Genomic DNA, 18,220 nt, shown 5'->3' with positions numbered 1-18,220 from the left:
TGACCAGAATCGGGGGTTTTGCACTGCGACGGCTAACTTACCAGCCAGTCACTTCCTTCAGGGCTGCACCGATATCCGCCAGACTGCGAACAGTCTTGACGCCGGCGTCGTTCAGCGCTGCGAACTTCTCGTCCGCCGTGCCTTTACCACCGGAGATGATGGCACCCGCGTGGCCCATACGCTTGCCAGGAGGTGCAGTCACACCGGCAATGTAGGAAACCACCGGCTTGGTGACATTTTCCTTGATGAAGGCAGCCGCCTCTTCTTCTGCAGTACCACCGATCTCACCGATCATCACGATGGCTTCGGTCTGAGGGTCGTCCTGCAGCAGCTTGAGGATATCGATAAAGTTGGAACCCGGAATCGGATCACCACCAATACCGATACAGGTGGACTGACCAAACCCGAAATCGGTGGTCTGCTTGACCGCTTCATAGGTCAAGGTACCGGAACGGGAAACGATGCCCACTTTGCCAGGCTTGTGAATGTGACCCGGCATGATGCCGATCTTGCACTCACCCGGAGTGATCACGCCCGGACAGTTCGGGCCAATCATCCGCACGCCTTTACGGTCAACGTATTCTTTGGCGTACAGCATGTCGATGGTCGGGATGCCTTCGGTGATACAGACAATCAGCTCAATACCAGCGTCAGCGGCTTCGATGATGGCATCTTTACAGAACGGAGCCGGAACGTAGATCACAGTCGCGTGGGCGCCTGTGGCCTCAACGGCTTCACGAACGGTGTTGAACACCGGCAGCCCCAGGTGGGTAGTACCGCCTTTGCCTGGGCTTACGCCGCCAACCATCTGGGTACCGTACTCGATCGCTTGCTCAGAGTGGAAAGTACCCTGTGCACCAGTGAAACCCTGGCAGATAACTTTGGTATCTTTATTGATCAGGACGCTCATTACTTACCTCCCGCAGCTTTAACGACTTGCTCCGCAGCATCTGTCAGGCTGGTCGCAGCGATGATGTTCAGGCCGCTTTCTGCGAGCACTTTAGAACCCAGTTCAGCATTGTTACCTTCGAGGCGAACCACGACAGGCACCTTAACGCCCACTTCCTTAACCGCGCCGATAATACCTTCGGCAATCATGTCGCAACGGACGATACCACCGAAGATGTTAACCAGAACCGCCTGTACGGCGTCGTCGGAAAGGATGATCTTGAACGCTTCAGTCACGCGCTCTTTGGTAGCGCCGCCGCCCACGTCCAGGAAGTTAGCCGGTTGGCCACCGTGCAGCTTGACGATGTCCATGGTGCCCATGGCCAGGCCAGCACCGTTAACCATGCAGCCAATGTTGCCATCGAGGGCAACGTAGTTCAGTTCCCACTTGGCAGCATCTGCCTCGCGCTGATCTTCCTGGGAAGGATCGTGCATTTCGTGGATTTTCTTCTGGCGGTACAGAGCGTTGCCATCAACGTTGATCTTCGCGTCGAGGCAGTGCAGATCGCCCGCAGGGGTGATAACCAGAGGGTTGATCTCAAGAAGCGCCAAATCGTAGTCTTCAAACAGTTTCGCCAGGCCCAGGAAAATCTTGGTGAACTGACCAATCTGCTTGCCTTCCAGACCCAGTTTGAACGCCAGCTCACGTCCCTGGTAAGGCTGGGCGCCTACCAGCGGGTCGATGCTCGCCTTGAGGATCTTTTCAGGAGTCTCTTCTGCAACCTTCTCGATTTCAACGCCACCTTCAGTGGAGGCCATGAAAACGATGCTGCGGGTGCTACGGTCAACAACCGCACCCAGGTATAGCTCCTGATCGATGTCAGTAAGGGACTCAACAAGAATCTTGCTAACCGGCTGACCATTTTCATCGGTCTGGTAGGTGACCAGGTTTTTACCCAGCCAGTACTCTGCGAACTCGCGAATCTCGTCTTTGCTCTTGACCAGTTTCACACCGCCCGCTTTGCCGCGACCACCCGCGTGAACCTGAGCCTTGACAACCCAGGCGTCGCCGCCGATTTCGTCTGCAGCCGCAACCGCTTCTTTAGGTGTATCACAGGCAATGCCCTTGGATACAGGCAGGCCGTACTCAGCGAACAGCTGCTTGCCCTGATATTCGTGCAAATTCATAGTTTTTGTCCCGCTTCTTGATGGAGGATAACCATGTACGGAATTTGAATCCGCGTACTGCGAATTCCGTTGGGCATACCGGGGATCGCCTCAGTACGCCATAGCGCATCGGAAAGCTACCACTTTATGGCAACGGGGCGCCCACATTGGCGCCCCCTGCTTTCGTGACTGCGTTACTTCTTCTTGCGACGGTTGGCGATATGGATCGCGCCGCCGTTGACGCCAAGAGCCGCCTCATGGACAGACTCTGACAGCGTCGGATGCGCAAAGCAGGTCAGCGCCAGATCTTCAGCCGTTGAGCCGAATTCCATGGCGATCACGCCCTGGGCAACGATCTCGGAAGCCTGAGGACCCGTCACATGGAAGCCCACAATCCGGTCGCTCTTCTCATCAGCGATGATTTTGACCAGGCCGGATGCCGCATTGGCAGCCATAGCGCGACCATTGGCAGCAAACGGGAAGGTGCCAACCTTATAGGCTTCACCTTCTGCCTTGAGCTGCTCTTCGGTCTTGCCAACCCAGGCCACTTCCGGAGCGGTATAGATCACATTCGGAATGCAGTCGTAGTTGACCTGCGGCTTGTGGCCGGCAATGCGCTCGGCAACCATAACGCCTTCTTCAGACGCTTTGTGTGCCAACATTGGTCCGCGAACCACATCACCGATCGCCCAGACACCCGGGGCATCAGTGCGACAGTTCTCGTCAACAAAGATGAAACCACGCTCATCCAGATTAACGCCCGAATCCGCTTCGAGAAGGTTGTCGGTGTTGGGGCGACGACCAACAGCCACGATCAGCTTGTCGACCTTCAACTCCTGCTCACCCTTGGTATCTTCGTAGTTCACGTAGACCAGGTTGCGCTTGACCGATGTGCCGGTAACGCGAGCCTTCAGGTTGATGTTCAGGCCCTGCTTCTTGAACTGCTTCAGAGCATCCTTGGCAACCTGCTGGTCAACCGCTGGCAGGAAGGTGTCCTGCGCTTCGAGGATGGTCACTTCAGCACCCAAACGTGCCCAGACGCTACCCAGCTCCAAACCGATGACACCTGCTCCGATCACACCCAGACGCTTGGGCACTTCTTCAAATTCCAGGGCACCTTCGGAGTCGACAATAAAGCCTTCCTTGAGCGGTGCCGGCGGAATCTCAATCGGATTAGAGCCAGTGGCGATGATGACGTTGTCGGCCTCATAGACCGTCACCTTGCCTTCGCCGTCAGTAACTTCTACCTGGCGGTTCGCCAACAGGCGTCCACGACCGTGGATGGAAGTAACACCATTGGCCTTAAACAACTGGGCGATGCCGCCGGTCAACTGGCTAACAATACCGTTCTTGCGCTCCAGCATTTTGCCAACATTGATGTCCACGCCGGTGGCTTCGATGCCCTGCTCGGCGAAGTGCAGGCTGGCTTCCTCATACTTGTGAGAGATTTCCAGCAGAGCTTTGGACGGGATACACCCTACGTTCAGGCAAGTACCACCCAGAACCTGCTTGCCTTCAGCCGAGGTCCAGAACTCCACACAGGCCGTTTTCAGACCCAGCTGAGCAGCCTTGATGGCAGCAACATAGCCCCCTGGACCCGCACCAATGACGATAACGTCGAACTTGTCAGACATGTTTTATCCTGTTTCCTGTGTCAGTGAGTGTCGGGTTCAGACGTCCAGCAGAATACGTGCTGGGTCTTCGACCATTTCCTTGATGGCTACCAGGAACTGGACAGCCTCTTTGCCATCGATCATACGGTGGTCATATGACAGTGCCAGATACATCATCGGCAGAATCACAACTTCACCGTTCACAGCCATTGGCCGTTCCTGGATCTTGTGCATACCCAGGATGGCAGTCTGTGGCGGGTTCAGAATCGGCGTAGACATCAGAGAGCCAAATACCCCGCCGTTAGAGATGGTAAAGGTACCGCCGGTCATTTCTTCAATACCCAGCTTACCATCACGAGCCTTGGTGCCGTATTCGACGATCTTCTTCTCGACATCGGCCAATCCCATGGAATCGGTGTCACGCAGAACCGGAACCACCAGGCCACGGTCGCTGGACACCGCAACACCGATATCCTGATAGCCGTGATAAACGATGTCATTGCCGTCGATGGAGGCGTTCACCATCGGGAACCGCTTCAGCGCCTCAGTGGCAGCCTTGACGAACAGGGACATGAAACCAAGCTTGATGCCGTGACGCTTTTCAAAGCCGTCCTTGTATTGTTTGCGCAGGTCCATCAGCGGCTTCATGTTGACTTCATTGAAGGTGGTCAACATAGCAGCGTTCTGCTGAGCACTCAGCAAGCGCTTGGCAATGCTGGCACGCAGGCGGGTCATGGGTACGCGCTTCTCTGGGCGCTGGCCAGCCGGGAGCTCGACCTGTGCAGCCGGAGCCGCTGCAGCAGCCGCAGGTGCTGTGGTTTTCTGCCCATCAACGTGGTTCTGGACATCTTCTTTGGTGACCAGGCCGCTCTTGCCAGTCCCTTTAACCGCAGAAACATCGACACCTTTTTCTTCAGCCAGCTTGCGGGCCGCAGGACTCAGCACTACGTCGGCCGACGCAGCCTCAGCTGCAGGCGCAGACGCCTGGGCAGGCTCAGCCTTGGCCGCAGCCGGGGCTGCCGCTGCGGCGCCTTCTTTAAAGCGACCAATCAGCTCGCCGCTTTCAACCGTATCGCCTTCACCCTTGATAATCTCTTCGATGACACCATCCGCAGGTGCAACAACCTCGATAACCACCTTGTCAGTCTCAATGTCGACAATCAGCTCGTCACGAGAACAGGCTTCACCAGGCTGCTTGTGCCAGGTCGCCACGGTGCCCTCAGCGACCGACTCTGGAAATACAGGGGCTTTGATATCAATGGACATTTCAATTCCTTAAGTTCGGTAGCTCGTCAGATTTCAAACGCGTCGTTAACCAGCTTCTTCTGCTCCTCGATGTGGACAGAGGTATGTCCACATGCAGGGGCCGCAGAGGCCTCACGACCGGCATACTGGAGGTACAGCTTTTGATTGTGGCGCGCCAGGGCATTACGCATATGGTGCTGACTGCAGTACCAGGCACCCTGGTTCATCGGCTCTTCCTGACACCAAACCACATGCTTCAGTTTGGTGTATTGCGCCAGAATTTCATCCAGATCGTCCGCAGGGAACGGATACAACTGTTCTAAACGAACGATTGCCACGTCCTCACGTTCATCTGTTTTCTTCTTCTCAAGCAGATCATAGTAGACCTTGCCGCTACACAGAATCAGCCTGGTCACCTTCTTCGGATCAGAAGGTTCGATTTCCGGAAGAACGGTCTGGAAAGTACCTTCGGTCAGGTCTTCCAGGCTGGAAATCGCTTCTTTATGACGAAGCAGGCTCTTCGGAGTAATCGCTACCAGCGGCTTACGCAGTGGGCGCTTGATCTGACGACGCAGCATATGGAATACCTGGGCCGGCGTTGTCGGCACACACACCTGGATGTTGTGCTCGGCACACAACTGCAGGAAGCGCTCCAGACGAGCGGAACTGTGCTCTGGCCCCTGGCCTTCGTAACCGTGAGGCAGCAACAGAGTCAGGCCACACAGGCGCCCCCACTTGTGCTCGCCACTGGTCAGGAACTGGTCGATGACCACCTGGGCACCGTTGGCAAAGTCACCGAACTGGGCTTCCCAGACGATCAGTGCATCGGGCGTTGTGGTCGCATAGCCATACTCGAACGCCATAACTGCCTCTTCAGACAGCAGCGAGTCGTAAATCTGGAAGGACGGTTGCTTTTCCGACAAGTCCTGGAGTGCAACATGAGTCGAACCGTCTTTCTGGTTATGCAGCACCGCATGACGATGAGAGAAGGTACCACGGCCCACGTCCTGACCGGTCAACCGGATCGGATGTCCTTCGTTCAACAGAGTGGCGTAGGCCATAACTTCGCCATACCCCCAGTTGATGGGAAGAGCGCCCGCTGTCATTTTGCTGCGGTCATCCACAATCTTGGAAACCTGGCGTTGGATGGCAAACCCTTCTGGTACCTGAGACAGCTTCTTGCCGAGACGCTGAATCGTTTTCAAGCCAACACTGGTCTTACACTTCGCAGTCCACTCGTGACCCAGGTAAGGTGTCCAGTTGACGTACAACTCGGTATTGGGTTCCTTGACCAGTGACTTGACAACGTGCTCGCCTTTATCAAGGGCGTCGCGGTAGTCCAGTTCCTTTTGTTTGGCATCGTCCGCAGAGATGGTGCCAGCTTCGATCAGGAAATTCGCATACAGCTCGCGCGTTGTCTTCAGCTTGCGGATCTTGTCGTACATGATCGGCTGGGTTGCTGAAGGCTCGTCAGCCTCGTTGTGGCCACGACGGCGGTAACAGACCAGGTCAATCACCACGTCGCGCTTGAACTCGTTGCGGAAGTCCATGGCAACCTGGGAAACAAACAGCACCGCCTCAGGGTCATCTGCGTTGACATGCAGAATGGGCGCCTGGACCATCTTCGCCACGTCGGTACAGTACTCTGTAGAACGGGCGTCTTCCTGTTTGTTCGTTGTGAAGCCAACCTGGTTGTTGATCACAATGTGGATAGTGCCACCTACCCCATAACCACGGGTCTGTGACATCTGGAAGGTTTCCATCACCACGCCCTGACCAGCAAACGCCGCGTCACCGTGCATGATGATTGGAACGACCTGACTGCCGTCGGTGTCATTTCGGCGGGTCTGACGAGCTCGAACAGAACCCTCAACAACCGGAGAAACGATCTCCAGGTGAGACGGGTTGAATGCCAGCGCAAGGTGGACTTCGCCACCCGCCGTCATTACGTTCGAGGAGAAGCCTTGGTGGTATTTCACGTCGCCGGAACCGAAGTCAGCAAGCTTCTTGCCTTCGAACTCGTCGAAGAGTTCTTTCGGGTTCTTGCCGAGGGTGTTAACCAGGACGTTGAGACGACCACGGTGCGCCATGCCCAGTACAATTTCCTTGGCACCATAGCTTCCTGCACGTTGGATGATCTCATCCAGGCACGGAATCAGGCTTTCGCCACCTTCCAGGCCAAAACGTTTTACACCGGGATAACGTGAGCCCAGGTATTTTTCCAGGCCTTCGGCAGCGGTCAGCCGCTCAAGCAGATGACGACGGGTTTCGCTTTCGTATTCGGGGCGGGAGCGTACAGGCTCCATGCGGCGTTGGAACCAGCGTTTGATGCGGGTATCAACAACGTGCATGTATTCAGCGCCGATGCTGCTGCAGTAGGTCTGCTGAAGACCATCGACGATGTCGCCAAGCCGCATGGACTCGGCACCAAAATTCAGCGACCCGGTCTGGAATTCCAGATCACGATCGGCTTCTGAGAGCTCATGGAACGAAAGACTGAGATCCTCAACCGGGGGGCGAACCATCACGCCAAGAGGATCGAGCTTTGCCTGCTGATGGCCCCGGAAACGGAAGGCGTTGATCAGCTGCAGTACTCGGATCTGCTTCTTGTCAGCGTCGGAAGTGGCGCTTGCGGGAACACCGCCGGAAGACAATGCACGCTGATTGCGTGAAATGTGTTCGAACTGTTCGCGAATGGAAGAATGGGCGATATCTGGCCCCTGATGGCCATCGACACTGGGTAGCTTGTCGAAATAGCTACGCCACTCTTCGGGAACGGCATTGGGATCGGTCAGGTAGGTTTCAAAAAGCTCTTCAACATAGGCAAGATTACCTCCCTGAAGATGGGAAGTCTGCCATAACTGCTCCATTATGCTTTCATGCATTTTGAATAGCTCACCTTGGGCTGGTGCGGGGAGCTATCTATGGTCGGCCAGGGGTAATGCACAGTCAATACGGGTTTTTACGCCTCGACTGTAGCCACCACAGACAGCACGGATGTTTTCCGCTCCCTCGTGGTTTTTATACTAAGCAAGGCCGCAACGATTGCCTTTTAAGCCCTCGTCGCGGCCTTCGTAGTTTGCACTCCTTTTACACCCTTTGGCTATACGCCAAAGGTTGAAGGCCAAGCCCCTTTGCAAGGCCTTCTGGAGTAGCCGGCACTTTCCGAACAGTATAGCGGGTAGTATGCCTATACCGATCAGGTCGCCCGTTGCAGCAGCAGGTTCCGGATATGGCCAATAGCCCTTGTGGGGTTAAGACCTTTCGGGCACACGCTGACACAGTTCATGATACCCCGGCAGCGGAATACGCTGAACGGATCGTCCAGACTGGCCAGACGCTCCGCCTGGGCGGTGTCACGGCTATCCGCCAGGAAACGGTAAGCCTGCAACAGGCCCGCAGGACCAATGAACTTGTCAGGGTTCCACCAGAATGACGGACAGGATGTGGAACAGCAGGCACAGAGAATGCACTCGTACAAACCGTCCAGCTTTTCCCGGTCTTCCGGAGTCTGCAGACGCTCAATCGCAGGAGCAGGTGTATCGTTGAGCAGGTATGGCTGAACCTTTTCGTACTGCTTATAGAACAGGCTCATGTCGACGACTAGGTCCCGGATAACCGGGAGACCCGGCAGCGGGCGCAGAACCAGCTTACCGTTCTTGACCACCTGGGATACCGGCGTGATACAGGCCAGACCGTTTTTGCCGTTCATGTTCATGCCGTCGGAGCCACAAACCCCCTCACGACAGGAGCGACGATAGGCAACCGTCGGGTCCTTTTCTTTCATCAGCGCCAGTACATCAAGAATCATCAGATCCTTGCCTTCCGGAAGCTCCAGTTCAACGTCCTGCATATAGGGGGCGTTGTCGGTTTCCGGGTTGTAACGATAGATGCTTACCAACATGACTGAATCTCCCCTTAATACGTCCGAATCTTCGGCTGGAACGTCTCAACCGTTTTCGGAGCAAAGTTAACATCACGCTTGCCAACTCGCTGTTCCAGCGGGAAGTAGAGCGAGTGCTTCAGCCAGTTTTCGTCATCACGCTCAGTAAAGTCGTTACGGGCGTGCGCTCCACGACTTTCCTTACGCTCGATGGCAGAAACCGCAGTCGCAAGTGCCACTTCATAAAGGTTGTCCAGCTCAAGCGCCTCAATACGGGCCGTGTTGAACGCCTTGCTTTGGTCAGTCAGCTTGGTCTTGCGGACACGCTCACCAATATCTTTAAGCATGGCCAGACCCTTCTCCATGCTTTCGCCGTCACGGAATACACCGAAGTACAGCTGCATGCAGTTCTGTAGATCCTTACGGACAGCAGCCACATCTTCGCCATCAGCCGCGCTGTCCAGACGATTCAGTCGGGCCATTGCACGATCGATGTCTTCTTCAGTAGCGTCGTCAGTACCAAAGCCGTCGCGGAGCATCTTCTCGATGTGCAGACCAGCGGCGCGACCGAAGACCACCAGGTCAAGCAGCGAGTTACCGCCCAGACGGTTTGCACCGTGAACAGATACACACGCCGCCTCACCACACGCGAACAGGCCATCAACCACGGTGTCGTTACCGTTGGCATCCTGGCTCAGTACCTGACCACCGATGTTGGTCGGCAGACCACCCATCATGTAGTGACAGGTCGGAACGACCGGAACCGGAGCCTTGACCGGATCTACGTGAGCAAAGGTCTTGGACAGCTCACAGATACCCGGCAGACGCAGGTTGAGGGTTTCCTCACCCAGATGATCCAGCTTGAGCAGAACGTGATCTTTCTCGGGACCACAACCGCGGCCTTCAAGGATTTCCAGAACCATGGAGCGCGCAACTACGTCACGGCCAGCAAGGTCTTTGGCGTTAGGCGCATAGCGTTCCATGAAACGCTCGCCTTCGGAGTTGATCAGGTAACCACCCTCACCCCGACAGCCTTCAGTTACCAGCACACCAGCACCGTGGATACCGGTCGGGTGGAACTGCCACATTTCCATATCCTGGACCGGGAAGCCGGCACGCAGGGCCATACCAATACCGTCACCGGTGTTGATCAGGGCGTTGGTTGTGGAAGCATAGATACGACCCGCACCACCGGTCGCCAGAACAGTTGCCTGGGCCTTGATGTAAGCCACTTCACCAGATTCGATGTCGATAGCAACAACACCAACCACCTGGTTTTTGGCATTCTTGACCAGATCAACGGCATACCACTCGTTAAGGAAGGTTGTACCGCCTTTGATGTTGGCCTGATACAGGGTGTGCAGCAGTGCGTGACCGGTACGGTCGGCCGCGGCACAGGTACGGGCAGCCTGGCCACCTTTACCGTAATCCTTGGACTGTCCGCCGAACGGACGCTGGTAGATGCGACCCTGCTCAGTACGGGAGAACGGAAGCCCCATGTGCTCCAGTTCGAAAACCGCCTGGGGGCCTACGGAACACATGTACTCGATCGCGTCCTGGTCACCGATGTAGTCGGAGCCCTTGACGGTGTCGTACATGTGCCAGCGCCAATCATCATTGGGGTCTGCACTGGCAATCGCGCAGGTGATACCACCCTGGGCGGAAACCGTGTGAGAACGGGTAGGAAATACTTTTGTGATACAGGCAGTCTTTACACCTGACTCGGTCAGTTGCAGCGCAGCGCGCATGCCGGCACCACCACCGCCGATTACAATGGCATCGTAGGAAATGGTTTTGATATTAGCCATCTATTAAAGCCCCCAAAAAATCTGAACACCCCAGACGACGTATACAAACATCGCCAAGCCGCATACCGCCTGCGCCAGGAAGCGCGGCAGGGCTGCCTTAATATAGTCAGTGGTTACAGTCCACAGCCCTACCCAGGCGTGAGCGCCGAGTGAAAGCAGTGCCAGCAGACTGAAGATGCGGAACCAGGTCTGGCCAAACAACGCGGACCAAGTCTCGTAGGTGACATCGGTGGTCAGCACAAAGCCGAACATAAAGATGGTGTAAAGGGCGAGTACGTAGGCGGTGACACGCTGAATCAGCCAGTCATAAACGCCACTGCGACCGAGGTTAGTTACGCTGCTTACCATACCCAGACTCCTGCCAGAACGATGAGAATGACGGAAACCACCAGCGTGGCTTTCGCGGCGAGGCGGCCACTTTCAAGCTCTTCACCGATACCCATATCCATCAGCAGGTGCTTGATACCGGCTACCAGGTGGTACAACAAGGCGGACAGGATGCCCCAGGTGATCAACTTCGCAAGGAAGCTGTCCAGCAGTTCACTAACACGAGCGAAGCCATCTTCCCCGGACAGGGAAATATCAAGACCGTACAGCAGGAATGCAACACCTACGAAGATGATGATGCCACTGATCCGGTGCAGGATTGACGTGATGGCTGGCAGTGGAAAATGAAACTTGCCGAGATCGAGATTAACTGGTCGTTTGCTATTCACAGCGCTCTCACACTCTCTCTTTGCTCCGCATAGCCGGGCGAAACCGGTGCGGATGGTTGGTATGTAAGGATTGTCGTGTCTATTTTGTCGCGTTGACAAAGCCATAACACGGTTGGCTCTGGAGGGAGAGAAACCACCGCACGCAGACGTCGTTGCAGGCGCTTTGGATTGGTGTACCCTCGATTCAGGGCTACGGATTATAAGGAGTGAACCCGTGAATTACAAACCTGCAACATCTCAAAACCCCTTCAAATCAGGGCACAAACACCCACTTTTGACTAATTAACTAGTCCATGCCCAAAGGGCGTTCCTGCACGAAGGCCACAGAAAACGGGTACTGATTTTGAAGCTTTTCTTCGCTCCTCCATTGACAAAAAAAGCGAACACCCTATATTTTGCCGCCTGTTTTGCCATAATACGCGCCTTCCCGCGCATTCAAAATGCTGATAAATAGGAGAGCACCATGACCGACAAGAAAGCAACGCTTTCGGTGGGTGACAAGTCCATTGAGCTACCAGTTTATTCAGGCACCGTAGGCCCGGATGTCATTGATGTGCGAGGCCTCGTTCAGGAAGGCGTCTTCACTTACGACCCAGGATTCGTGTCAACGGCGGCGTGTGAATCCGAGATCACTTACATTGATGGCGCCAAAGGCGTTCTTCTGCATCGCGGTTACCCGATCGAGCAACTGGCAGAGTTCTCTGACTATCTCGAAGTCTGCTACCTGCTACTCCACGGCGAACTGCCTTCCAAAGAAGAGAACAAGCGCTTCCACGACACCGTGAAGAACCACACAATGCTGCATGACCAGATGCGCAACTTCTTCCACGGCTTCCGTCGCGACGCTCACCCGATGGCCATCATGTGTGGTGTAGTTGGCGCCCTGTCTGCCTTCTACCACGATCAAATGGATGTGAATGACGCCCACCAGCGCGAAATCACTGCGCACCGCCTGGTCGCAAAAATGCCGACCATTGCTGCCTGGTGTTACAAGTATTCCAACGGTCAGCCGTTCATGTACCCGCGTAATGACTTGTCCTACGCTGAAAACTTCCTGTACATGATGTTCGGCACACCGTGCGAGGATTACAAACCAAATCCGGTCCTGGCCAAGGCCATGGACAAGATCTTTATCCTCCACGCAGACCACGAGCAAAACGCATCCACCTCTACCGTACGTCTGGCTGGCTCTACCGGCGCCAACCCGTACGCTTGTATCGCCTCTGGCATTGCAGCCCTCTGGGGACCTGCTCACGGCGGCGCTAACGAGGCTGTACTGGACATGCTGGCCGAGATCGGCGACGAATCCCACATCGAAGAGTTCATCGCCAAGGCCAAGGACAAAGACGATCCTTTCCGCCTAATGGGCTTTGGCCACCGGGTTTACAAGAACTTCGACCCGCGCGCCAAGGTTATGCGCGAGACAGCACACGAAGTACTGTCAGAACTTGGTCTGGAAAACGATCCGCTGCTCAAGATCGCGCAGCGCCTGGAAAAGATCGCCCTGGAAGACGAGTATTTCGTACAGCGCAAACTGTACCCGAACGTCGACTTCTACTCCGGCATCATCCTCAAAGCCATGGGCATCCCAACCTCCATGTTCACCGTCATCTTCGCAATGTCCCGGACCATCGGTTGGTTCTCACACTGGAACGAAATGGTCAGCGGAAACTACCGCATCGGCCGTCCGCGCCAGCTCTACACCGGCTCCGACGCTCGCGATTATCCGAAGAGCTAACGCCGGGTGTTGCGAAAGCAACAAACACAAGAAGGCCGCTGATCCAGCGGCCTTCTTTCGTTTTCACGTAAGCCAATCCCGTTACCGCCTGGGCATGCCCTCGCGGCTTTTTAAATAGAGACAGCTCTGCAATTATAACGATTTGAAATCACGCAAAAGTACTTCCCGCCGCGCAGGAGAATCAACATGGCACTGAAAATCGCATTTATCGGACTGGGAGTCATGGGTTACCCAATGGCCGGACACCTCGCCAAAGGCGGGCATGATGTCTACGTATGGAACCGATCTGGAGCGAAGGCCGAGCAATGGGCAAGCACCTTTCAGGGCACCGCTGCTGCAACCATCGCTGACGCCGTTGCCGGCGCCAACCTGGTAATGACCTGCGTCGGAGCAGACCCAGACCTGATCGCCGTTTATGAAGGCGCCGACGGGATCATTGAAAATGCCCAGGAAGGCAGCATCCTGATCGACCACACGACCGCTTCGGCGGGGGTTGCCGAGCGCTTGGCAGAGGCTGCAGCAAAGCGCAGCCAAAGCTTTATCGATGCTCCGGTTTCTGGCGGCCAGCAAGGCGCAGAAAACGGCCAACTGACTATCATGTGTGGCGGCGATCAGGCGGCCTATGACAAAGCCCGCCCAGCCCTTGATTGCTACGCCCGCGCAATCAACCTTATGGGAGCGGTGGGCGCCGGCCAGCGCACCAAGATGGTCAACCAAATCGCAATAGCAGGACTCGTCCAAGGCCTTTCAGAAGCCATTCACTTTGCTGAAAATGCAGGCCTGGATGTGAGCAAGGTGATCGATGTGATTTCAAAAGGTGCAGCACAGTCCTGGCAAATGGAAAACCGTTCCACCACCATGATCCGCGGCGAATTCGAGCATGGCTTTGCGGTCGATTGGATGCGGAAAGATCTGTCGATCTGTCTGGATGAAGCCCGGCGCAACCACTCCACCCTTCCCGTTACAGCTCTGGTGGATCAGTTCTATGGCGACGTTCAGGCCATGGGCGGGAAGCGCTGGGACACCTCCTCGTTGATCCAGCGGCTTCGCAACCGAAACTGACCAACAAAAAAGCGATAGACCGGAAAACCGGATCTATCGCTTTTTTGGACTACCTTCTGGACAGACGAATCAGCGATTCTCGACCCACTTACCGTTCTGGTAATAGGCACTCCAGCCACTGGCTTTACCGTCCTTTTCGCTCATCACGTACTGCTCTTTGGTTTTCCGGCTGTAGCGTATAACGGCCGGATTACCCTCAGGATCTTTCACCGGCGCCGTCATCAGGAAGCCGTATTTCGGATCGATCTCGCTCTTATGAGGCAGCAATTCGCTGACCAGTGGCGCTCGTGTCTCCCGGTTTTTCGGGAACTTACTGGCGGCAAGGAACAAGCCCGAGGCCCCATCACGCAGCACGTAGGTATCATCAACCTTCTGGCACTGAAGCTCAGGCATCGGCACCGGGTCCATTTTAGGGGGAGCCGGCTCACCACTCTTGAGCAACTTACGGGTGTTTTTGCAGTCTGCATTGGTACAACCAAAGTACTTGCCGAAACGACCGGTCTTAAGCTGCATCTCCGAACCACACTTGTCACACTCAAGCGTCGGCCCTTCGTACCCTTTTATCCGGAAGCTGCCCTGTTCAACTTCGAAGCCGGAACAGTCGGGGTTATTACCGCACACATGCAACTTACGGCTCTCATCGACCAGGTAGCTGTCCATCGCAGTGCCACACTTTGAACACCGGCGCTTTTTGCGCAGCAAACGGGTTTCGCCTTCACCTTCGACATCATCGTCTGCGCTCACCACCTCATCACCGGAAACCAGGTTAATGGTGGTTTTGCAGCGCTCTTTCGGCGGTAACGAATAGCCAGAGCAACCCAGGAATACCCCCGTACTGGCTACCCGAATCTGCATCGGGCGCTGGCAAGTTGGACAGGGAATGTCAGTTTCAGTTGGCGTGTTACCCCGCATCCCTTCGTTGTCATCACGACCCGCAACTTCCAGCTGCTGGCTGAAATTGCTGTAGAAGCCGTTCAGTACCGCCTTCCAATCGATCTCACCTTCCGCGATGTCATCCAGCTCTTCTTCAAGCTTGGCGGTGAAATCGTAGTTCATCAGGTTTTCAAACGACTCGGTCAGCCGCTCAGTGACGATATCCCCCATCTTCTCGGAGTAGAAACGTCGGTTTTGCAGGCGAACGTAGCCGCGATCCTGAATGGTCGAAATGATCGACGCGTAGGTCGAAGGCCGGCCAATACCCTTTTTCTCCAGCTCCTTGACCAGGCTGGCTTCGGTATAGCGAGGCGCCGGCTTGGTGAAATGCTGGGTGGGATCAAGCTTGATCAGGGCAAGCTCTTCATCGACCTGAATGTCCGGCAGGGCAACGTCTTCGTCTTTCTTGGATGCCTGAGGCGCCGCCTTCAGGAAACCGTCGAACTTGATGATCCGCCCACGGGTACGCAGCTCATAATCACCGTTGGCAACGGTGATGGAAGTGCTGAGAAACTCCGCATCCGCCATCTGGCAGGCAACAAACTGACGCCAGATGAGCTCGTAGAGCTTCTCAGCGTCTTTCTCGAGCCCACTGATGTCAGCGGCACGACGAGTCACTTCGGTAGGACGAATCGCTTCGTGAGCCTCCTGAGCCCCTTCCTTGCTGCCATAAATCCGAGGTTGCTCCGGCAGGTAACGATCACCGAACTGCTTGCCGATAAATTCACGGCAACTGATCACTGCGTCCTGACTGAGGTTGGTGGAGTCGGTACGCATGTAAGTGATATAGCCCGCTTCATAAAGCCGCTGAGCCAACATCATGGTCTTCTTGACGCTGAACCCCATCCGGTTACTGGCGGCCTGCTGCAGCGTCGATGTAATGAACGGTGCAGACGGACGGGAGCGAGTTGGCTTATCTTCTCGTTTGGCTACCCGGAAGGCACCCTGCTCCAGGCGCTGAACATGCTCCTGGCTCTGTTTTTCATTTTCCGGCCGGTAGGCTTTGTCGGCGTAACGAGTGACTTCAAAACGCACACCACCCTCTGCCTTTTTTGCGCCAAGATCAGCATGCAGCTGCCAGAACTCTTCAGGTACAAAGGCTCGGATTTCCCGTTCACGCTCCACAATCAGGCGCACAGCCACCGACTGGACCCGACCAGCTGAAAGTCCTCGTGCCAGCTTCGCCCACAACAGTGGCGACACCATATAGCCCACCACCCGATCCAGGAATCGACGGGCTTGCTGGGCGTTAACACGGTTGGTGTCGAGTGAACCCGGCTCTTCAAACGCGGCCTGTATGGCACGCTTGGTGATCTCATTGAACACCACGCGGCGATACTTCTCAGGCTCACCCCCGATGGTTTCCCTCAGGTGCCAGGCAATCGCTTCCCCTTCGCGGTCCAAATCCGTTGCGAGGTAGATATGGTCAGCTGACTTCGCCAGCCGCTTCAGCTCATTGACGACCTTTTCCTTGCCCGGCAGAACTTCGTAATGCGCCTGCCAGTCCTTATCGGGGTCAACCCCCATGCGGGCAACCAGCTGTTCACGAGCCTTACGCTGTTTGTAGACCGCCTTTTCATCGGGGCTCATCTTGCGAGTCAGGGCGGCCTGCTTGGCCCGCTCCTTGGGGTCTGTCTGTGAGCCACTGCCACTCACCGGCAGATCGCGGATATGCCCGACACTGGACTTAACAATGTAGTCGGAGCCCAGATATTTGTTGATGGTCTTCGCTTTTGCTGGCGACTCGACTATGACGAGACTTTTACCCATATCGGAGTTCTATACCCTTGGAGGAAATCGTTCAAAACTTCAGCACATCATAAACTTGCTGAAAAATCAGGCGACTACTAAACAGTACTTAGTCGCTTCTTTATATAGAGGCTCTGTTTTACAGGGTCAAGAAATCCAAGACAACCCATCAAACAAAAAAAGCCCGGCAAATGCCGGGCTTTTTTGGTTACAAGCCTGAAATGAATCAGAGCCGCTCCCAAACAGTCGAGATACCCTGACCAAGGCCGATACACATGGTGGAGACACCATATTTACCACCTTTGGCTTCCAAAACGTTGATCAACGTCGTGGAAATACGGGCACCGGAACAGCCCAGCGGATGGCCGAGGGCAATCGCACCGCCATTCAGGTTGACCTTCTCGTCTGCAACAGCTGTCAGCTTGAGGTCCTTGATTACCGGCAGGGACTGGCCAGCAAACGCTTCGTTCAGTTCCCAGAAGTCGATATCTTCAACTTTCAGGCCTGCACGCTTCAGCGCCTTCTTGGTAGCCGGAACCGGGCCGTAACCCATGATCGCGGGGTCGCAGCCGGCAACAGCCATGCTGACGATACGGGCGCGAGGCTTCAGGCCCAGAGCTTCTGCACGCTCAGCAGACATCAGCAGCATAGCTGCTGCACCATCGGTGAGCTGTGAAGAAGTACCAGCAGTCACGGTACCGTTCTTCGGATCGAAGGCCGGACGCAGCTGGCCCAGGGACTCAGCAGTGGTCTCAGGACGGATGGTCTCGTCGTTCTCAATCAGCACCTTGAAGCCATTCTCATCGTGACCTTCAATAGGCACGATTTCGTTCTTGAAACGACCTTCAACGGTCGCTTCATGGGCCAGGCGATGGGAGCGAGCACCAAACGCATCCTGCTGCTCACGGGTAATACCGTGCATTTTCGCCAGCATTTCTGCAGTCAGGCCCATCATGTTGGAGGCCTTGGCAGAGTACTTGGATGCAGCCGGGTTGTGGTCAAAGCCTTCAGTCATGGGTACGTGACCCATGTGCTCAACACCACCAACCACAAACACATCACCGTTGCCGGTCATGATGGCCTGGGCAGCAGTGTGGATAGCTGTCATGGCAGAACCACACAGACGGTTAACCGTCTGGGCAGAAGACTCGTGCGGAATGCGGGTCAGCAGTGAAATCTGACGCGCAACGTTAAAGCCCTGCTCTTTGGTCTGGTTAACACAGCCCCAGATCACATCTTCAACTTCTTTCGGGTCGAGCTTAGGGTTGCGCTCGAACAGTGCGTCGATCAGGACAGCCGACAGCGTCTCCGCACGTACGTTGCGGAAACAACCGTTTTTGGCACGACCCATCGGAGTCCGCACGCAATCGACGACGACAACGTCTCTCGGATTAAGGCTCATAGATCTTTCTCCGTTC

At 55.5% G+C, this 18,220-nt stretch carries 13 protein-coding genes; 2 read left to right on the top strand and 11 right to left on the bottom strand.

Annotated features, from left to right (window positions below; genetic code table 11):
• Positions 1–37: 37 nt before the first annotated feature.
• The 9 genes from sucD to sdhC all read right to left on the bottom strand — a co-directional run bounded on the left by sucD (position 38) and on the right by sdhC (position 11,320).
• Entirely contained in the window at positions 38–910 is an 873-nt protein-coding gene (gene sucD, locus BMZ67_RS09330; RefSeq protein ID WP_092021867.1) for a succinate--CoA ligase subunit alpha, read from the bottom strand.
• Positions 910–2,076: an ADP-forming succinate--CoA ligase subunit beta gene (sucC, locus tag BMZ67_RS09325; protein ID WP_092021865.1), complete on the bottom strand. Its 1,167-nt coding sequence runs from the start codon at positions 2,074–2,076 to the stop codon at positions 910–912. Before sucC ends, sucD begins: the two co-directional genes overlap by 1 nt.
• A gap of 173 nt (positions 2,077–2,249) precedes the next feature.
• A complete protein-coding gene (gene lpdA / locus BMZ67_RS09320; protein WP_092021863.1) occupies positions 2,250–3,689 on the bottom strand; it encodes a dihydrolipoyl dehydrogenase in 1,440 nt (479 codons plus the stop codon).
• Positions 3,690–3,725: 36 nt separating this feature from the next.
• Positions 3,726–4,934: a 2-oxoglutarate dehydrogenase complex dihydrolipoyllysine-residue succinyltransferase gene (odhB, locus tag BMZ67_RS09315; RefSeq protein WP_092021861.1), complete on the bottom strand. Its 1,209-nt coding sequence runs from the start codon at positions 4,932–4,934 to the stop codon at positions 3,726–3,728.
• Positions 4,935–4,960: 26 nt separating this feature from the next.
• Complete coding sequence (locus BMZ67_RS09310; protein ID WP_092021859.1) at positions 4,961–7,798, bottom strand: 2-oxoglutarate dehydrogenase E1 component; 2,838 nt, start codon at positions 7,796–7,798, stop codon at positions 4,961–4,963.
• A 314-nt stretch (positions 7,799–8,112) separates the two neighbouring features.
• On the bottom strand, positions 8,113–8,817 hold the full coding sequence (locus BMZ67_RS09305) for a succinate dehydrogenase iron-sulfur subunit (RefSeq protein WP_092021857.1): 705 nt from the start codon (positions 8,815–8,817) through the stop codon (positions 8,113–8,115).
• 14 nt (positions 8,818–8,831) lie between these two features.
• Entirely contained in the window at positions 8,832–10,604 is a 1,773-nt protein-coding gene (sdhA, locus tag BMZ67_RS09300; protein WP_092021855.1) for a succinate dehydrogenase flavoprotein subunit, read from the bottom strand.
• 3 nt (positions 10,605–10,607) lie between these two features.
• Positions 10,608–10,952, bottom strand: coding sequence for a succinate dehydrogenase, hydrophobic membrane anchor protein (gene sdhD, locus BMZ67_RS09295; protein ID WP_092021853.1), 345 nt, complete (start codon positions 10,950–10,952; stop codon positions 10,608–10,610).
• Complete coding sequence (gene sdhC / locus BMZ67_RS09290) at positions 10,946–11,320, bottom strand: succinate dehydrogenase, cytochrome b556 subunit (RefSeq protein ID WP_092021851.1); 375 nt, start codon at positions 11,318–11,320, stop codon at positions 10,946–10,948. The genes sdhD and sdhC overlap by 7 nt, the downstream gene beginning before the upstream one ends.
• Positions 11,321–11,783: 463 nt before the next feature.
• Between sdhC and gltA the strand changes: the two genes are divergently transcribed.
• Both gltA and BMZ67_RS09280 read left to right on the top strand, forming a co-directional pair.
• The gene (gene gltA, locus BMZ67_RS09285; RefSeq protein WP_092021850.1) at positions 11,784–13,058 is read left to right on the top strand and encodes a citrate synthase; all 1,275 of its coding nucleotides are present in this window, start codon (positions 11,784–11,786) and stop codon (positions 13,056–13,058) included.
• Between the two features lie 186 nt (positions 13,059–13,244).
• On the top strand, positions 13,245–14,120 hold the full coding sequence (locus tag BMZ67_RS09280; RefSeq protein ID WP_092021849.1) for an NAD(P)-dependent oxidoreductase: 876 nt from the start codon (positions 13,245–13,247) through the stop codon (positions 14,118–14,120).
• Positions 14,121–14,189: 69 nt separating this feature from the next.
• On the opposite strand, the gene topA is transcribed toward BMZ67_RS09280, so the two are convergent.
• Both topA and fadA read right to left on the bottom strand, forming a co-directional pair.
• On the bottom strand, positions 14,190–16,823 hold the full coding sequence (gene topA / locus BMZ67_RS09275) for a type I DNA topoisomerase (RefSeq protein WP_092021848.1): 2,634 nt from the start codon (positions 16,821–16,823) through the stop codon (positions 14,190–14,192).
• Between the two features lie 205 nt (positions 16,824–17,028).
• Entirely contained in the window at positions 17,029–18,204 is a 1,176-nt protein-coding gene (gene fadA, locus BMZ67_RS09270) for an acetyl-CoA C-acyltransferase FadA (protein WP_092021846.1), read from the bottom strand.
• Between the last annotated feature and the right edge of the window lie 16 nt (positions 18,205–18,220).

The organism is Marinobacter zhejiangensis, from assembly GCF_900114775.1.
Lineage (GTDB): Bacteria > Pseudomonadota > Gammaproteobacteria > Pseudomonadales > Oleiphilaceae > Marinobacter > Marinobacter zhejiangensis.
This window is presented reverse-complemented; position numbering and strand designations above follow the sequence as displayed.